The following is a 3,828-nucleotide window of genomic DNA, read 5'->3' as shown; positions in this document are numbered from 1 at the left end:
GCTGCTGGTGGACGCGCTCGCGGACCGGTGGGGGGTGGACCGGGGGCTGTCGCCGTGCAAGGTGGTGTGGGCCTAGGTGGACCTGGCCGGAGAGCCGGAACACCGGGTCGTGGCCGAGCGCGACCCGGGCGGTCCCGACGTAACCCCTTGCAATACGGGAGCTGAAACCAACCCACCAACCCACCCCACCAGCCCCCGTAACTCACATGGTGAACTGTGCCAACTGGGCTGGATTTATGGATGGTTGCCGGGCATATGCTCGGCCCACAACGTCAGACATGAGACGGCCCCCGGCGGGACTGGCATCCCGGTCGAGGGCCTGACCAAGCAGGAAGCTAGACCTTCCCCATGGCTCTTCAGAAGCTTAGCGCGCCCTCGCGCGCCTCGTCCCGGGAACGTGCCGGGGTCCCCGCAACGGGCGGCATCGTCCACGTCAAGGCGCGGCACACCGAGCAGTACACGGTGGTCGGCAACCACCTGGCCCAGCACCGTGCGCTGTCGCTGACGGCGAGGGGCCTCGCGCTCTACATCCAGTCGCTGCCGACCGGCGCCAAGGTCGGCATCAAGCGGCTCACGGACCGGTTCCCGGAGGGCGAGGTGCGGATCGCCTCCGCGCTGCGGGAGTTGGAGGCGCACGGGTACCTGGAGCGCAGCCGCGTGCGGCTGGCGAGCGGGCAGGTGGTCACCCGTACGGTGTCCTACAACCGCCCGCAGACCACCCGTCCGGGCCTCCCGGAGCGTTCGACGCCCCCGGCCACGCGCCGCGAGCCGGCCGTTCCGCCGGAGCGGGGGGAGGACGCCGTACGGCGATCCCGCCCCGTGGCCGAGCCGGTGCCGGTGACCGTGGCCGGGCCGGTGTCCGGGCCCCCGCCCGTGCCCGGGCGCGGGGGTGCGGTCGTGCCGGGGTCCGGGGTGGGTGCGAAGCCCAGTGTCGAGCCCGGGGCGGAGCCCGCGCCTCCGCCGGACTTCGGGCCGTGGCCCGAGTGCGAGCCGTGCTTCGACCTTGAGCCGGAGCCGGAGCCCCCGCCCGCCGACCCCTGGTCCTGGCCCGAGCCCCGGGCGGCCGTACCCGAGGCGGCCTCCGCGTCGGCCCCGGCCCGCGCGGCGGGGGAGCCGCCCGGCGCGGCGCTCCGCCAGGACGCCGTCGAGCTGCTGGCCCGGCTCCGCGAGGACGACCCCCGGCTGCTGCTGCCCGAACGGCACGTCCGGCGGCTCGCGCCCGGGGTGTCGGCCTGGCTGGAGCGCGGGGCCGAGCCGGAGGCCGTACGGCACGTGCTCGCCGGGGGCCTGCCCGCCGAGCTGCGCAACCCGGCGGGGCTGATCGCGCACCGGCTCGCGACGCAGGTCCCGCCGCGGCTGGCTCCGCGACCGGCCGGGCCGCCCGCCGCGCGGCCCGATCCGATGCAGAACTGCGACGGCTGCGAACGGGCCTTCCGGGCGCCCCGGCCCGGCCGCTGCCGGGACTGTCCCGAGGCGGCGGCGGACTCCGCCGCGTGAGGGCCGCGCGGTGCTCGTGCGGATTCCCCGTGCGGCCCGCGTGCGCTCCGGGTGGTCCCGTGGTGAAGAAAGGCTCCGAGGGCTGTTCAGAGGGGGTTACCGATGCGTAAATTACCGGCGGTAACCCCCTCACCCAGCCGCAGCTGGGTGGTACCCCGGCCGAGGAGACCGTGCAGTGGAAGCCGTACCCAAGCTGGTGGAGCCCGTCAAGACCGTGATCGACGGCAGGGTGCGCGAGGTACGTGTCCCCGCGCTGGCGCCCGTCCCCGACCGCGGTTCGCTGGGGGACATCCCCTTCGACAACGCCCGCGAGGCCCCCGGCGAGGCGGTGCTCGCGCGCAAGGACCGGGACGGCCGCTGGTGGGACATCACGGCCGGCCAGTTCGCGGCCGAGGTGCTCGCCGTCGCCAAGGGTCTGATCGCCGAGGGGCTGCGCGAGGGCGACCGGCTCGCCATCATGGCCCGTACGACCTACGAGTGGACCCTCCTCGACTTCGCCGGATGGGCCGCCGGGCTGGTCACCGTCCCCATCTACCCCACCTCCTCCGCCCTCCAGGCCCGCTGGATCATCCAGGACTCCGGCGCCGTGGCCTGCGCCGTCGAGGACACCGCGCAGGCCCGCATCATCAGCTCCGAGCGCGCCAACCTGCCCTGGCTGCAACACCTGTGGGAGTTCGACACCGGAGCCGTCGCCCGCCTGGTCAAGGCCGGGGAGCACCTGCCCGACGCCGTGGTGCACGCGCGGCGGGCCGCCCGTACGCCCGACTCCGTCGCCACCCTCATCTACACCTCGGGCACCACCGGCCGGCCGAAGGGCTGCGTGATCACCCACGCCAACTTCTTCGCCGAGGTCGACAACTCGGTCGAGCTGCTGCACCCCGTCTTCAAGTCGGTCAGCGACGACCCCGCCTCCACCCTCCTCTTCTTGCCGCTCAGCCACGTCTTCGGACGGATGGTCGCCGTCGGCTGCATGCGGGCCCGCGTCAAGCTCGGGCACGCGCCCAGCATCCGCACCGAGGACCTCCTCGCCGACCTCGGCGGGTTCCGCCCGACCTTCCTCCTCGCCATCCCCTACGTCCTGGAGAAGGTCTACAACACCGCCCGCGCCACCGCCGAGAAGATGGGCCGGGCCGCCTCCTTCGACCGGGCCTCCAAGATCGCGCGGAGCTTCGGCGAGCTGGTCGAGGGCCAGGCCCCCGGCCTCGGGCTGCGCGCCGCCCGCGCCCTGTACGAGCCGCTCGTCTACCGCCGGGTCCGGGCCGCGCTCGGGGGCCGCGTGAAGTACGTCCTCAGCGGCGGATCCCCCCTCGGCCGCCGGCTCGCCGCCTTCTACACCGGAGCCGGCATCGAGGTCTTCGAGGGCTACGGGCTCACCGAGACGACCGGCGCCAGCACCGTGACCCCGCCGCTGCGCCCCCGCCTGGGCACGGTGGGCTGGCCGCTGCCGGGCACGGCCGTACGGATCGCCGACGACGGGGAGGTGCTGCTCGGCGGGCGGCACGTGTTCGTCGGGTACTGGAACTCCGGGCAGGCGGTGCCGCCCGACACCTGGCTGCCGACCGGCGACCTCGGGGAGCTGGACGACGACGGCTACCTCACCATCACCGGCCGCAAGAAGGACCTGATCATCACTTCCGGCGGCAAGAACGTGGCCCCCGCGCCGCTGGAGGACTGGCTGCGGTCCCACCCGCTGGTCGGCCAGTGCCTGGTGGTCGGCGACAACCGGCCGTACGTCACCGCGCTGGTCACGCTGGAGCCGGACGGGCTGGCGCACTGGCGCCAGATGCACAGGAAGCAGGACGTGCCCATGCGGATCCTGGTCCAGGACGAGGAGCTGCGGGCCGACCTCCAGCGGGCGGTGGACGAGGCGAACCGGCTGGTGTCGCGGGCCGAGTCGATCCGCCGCTTCACGGTCCTGCCGGGGGACTTCACGGAGGAGGGCGGGCACCTGACCCCGTCGATGAAGCTCAAGCGGGACGCGATCGCGCGCGACTACGCCCGCCAGATCGACGAGCTGTACCGGGGCCCGCGCGAGGGCTGAGCCGTGCGGTCGGCGGGCCCGGGGACGCCGGTCGGTCCACGGCCCCGGGGGGTGCCCCGACTGCTCGCTTGCCCGCCTGCGCGGCGCCCCGGCGCTCCGGTTGCGGGGCGCCCCGCCTGCCCGCCTGCCCGCCTGCCCGCCTGCCCGCCTGCGCGCCTGCGCGGCGCCCCCCGGTTGCGCGGCGCCCCCCGGTTGCGCGGCGGCCCTCGCCTGCGCGGCGCCTCGCCTGCGCCGCCTGCGCCGTCTGCGCGGCCTGCGCCGTCTGCGCGGCCTGCGCCGTCTGCGCGGCC

Annotated in this window: 2 protein-coding genes; both read left to right on the top strand. The window is 75.1% G+C overall.

Translation table 11 applies throughout. The features are described 5' to 3' along the window. Positions 1-348: 348 nt before the first annotated feature. Entirely contained in the window at positions 349-1,497 is a 1,149-nt protein-coding gene (locus ACFWW8_RS30085) for a helix-turn-helix domain-containing protein (RefSeq protein WP_386533632.1), read from the top strand. A gap of 175 nt (positions 1,498-1,672) precedes the next feature. After that, complete coding sequence (locus tag ACFWW8_RS30080) at positions 1,673-3,538, top strand: AMP-dependent synthetase/ligase (protein ID WP_386533629.1); 1,866 nt, start codon at positions 1,673-1,675, stop codon at positions 3,536-3,538. Positions 3,539-3,828 lie beyond the last annotated feature (290 nt).

The sequence above is a fragment of the Streptomyces sp. NPDC058701 genome (assembly GCF_042715295.1).
Lineage (GTDB): Bacteria > Actinomycetota > Actinomycetes > Streptomycetales > Streptomycetaceae > Streptomyces.
The sequence above is the reverse complement of the archived record's forward strand: the minus strand, read 5'-3'. Positions and strand labels throughout refer to the sequence as shown.